The 1,182-nt window shown below is 65.8% G+C and carries 1 protein-coding gene and 1 pseudogene; both read left to right on the plus strand.

Going from position 1 to position 1,182, the window contains the following annotated elements:
• Positions 1-242 (plus strand): annotated as a pseudogene (locus AC1D1T_RS32600) (ribosome maturation factor RimP); the annotation flags it as partial.
• On the plus strand, positions 232-1,182 hold a 951-nt coding region (gene nusA, locus AC1D1T_RS32605; RefSeq protein ID WP_477993495.1), incomplete at its 3' end, for a transcription termination factor NusA. The pseudogene AC1D1T_RS32600 and the gene nusA, both read left to right, overlap by 11 nt.

Genomic DNA, 1,182 nt, shown 5'->3' on the forward strand with positions numbered 1-1,182 from the left:
CGTTCCAGGGCCGCAAGAAATTCCGCGGCGTGCTGGAGGCCCTGGGAGAGCAATGGCGCCTGGTGTTCAACGACGGCAAGGTCGACCAGGCCCTGGATTTTTCGTTCGAGGAAGTGCGGGAGGCCCATCTGGTGCCTGTCCTCGATTTCAAGGGCCGGCGCTTTGCGCAGCCGGCTGCTGTGCCTGACGGAGCCGACGTGCAGGCCGAAGACGTTGACGGAGATCGTAATAATGAATCGTGAACTCTTGATGCTGGTCGATGCCATCTCGCGCGAGAAGAGCGTGGATCGCGAAGTCGTGTTCGGCGCGGTCGAGGCTGCGCTGGCCTCTGCCAGCAAGAAGCTGCACGGCGGCGAGGTCGACATGCGCGTCACCGTCGACCGCGAGAGCGGTGAGTACGAGACCTTCCGCCGCTGGCACGTGGTCCCCAATGAGGCCGGCCTGCAGCTGCCCGACTCCGAGATCCTGCTGTTCGAGGCGCTCGAGCAGATCGACGACATCGAGGTCGACGACTACATCGAGGAGCCGGTCGAATCCGTGTCGATCGGCCGCATCGGCGCCCAGGCGGCCAAGCAGGTCATCCTGCAGAAGATCCGCGACGCCGAGCGCGAGCAGCTGCTCAACGATTTCCTGTCGCGCGGCGAGAAGATCTTCGTCGGCACCGTCAAGCGCCTGGACAAGGGCGACGTGATCGTCGAATCCGGCCGGGTCGAAGGGCGCCTGAAGCGCAGCGAGATGATCCCGAAGGAGAACCTGCGTTCCGGCGACCGCGTGCGTGCCTTCATCGCCGAGGTCGACGCGACCCTGCGCGGCCCGCAGATCGTGCTGTCGCGCAGCGCGCCCGGTTTCATGATCGAACTGTTCGCCCAGGAAGTGCCCGAGATCGAGCAGGGCCTGCTGGAGATCAAGTCCTGTGCCCGCGACCCCGGTTCGCGCGCCAAGATCGCCGTGATCTCGCACGACAAGCGGGTCGACCCGATCGGCACCTGCGTCGGCGTGCGCGGTTCGCGCGTCAACGCGGTCACCAATGAACTGGCCGGCGAACGCGTCGACATCGTGCTGTGGTCCGAGGACCCGGCGCAGTTCGTGATCGGCGCGCTGGCGCCGGCCAACGTGCAGTCGATCGTCGTCGATGAAGAGCGCCACGCGATGGATGTCGTCGTCGACGAGGAGAACCTCGCG

The sequence above is a fragment of the Rhizobacter sp. P2_H3 genome, from assembly GCF_056403355.1.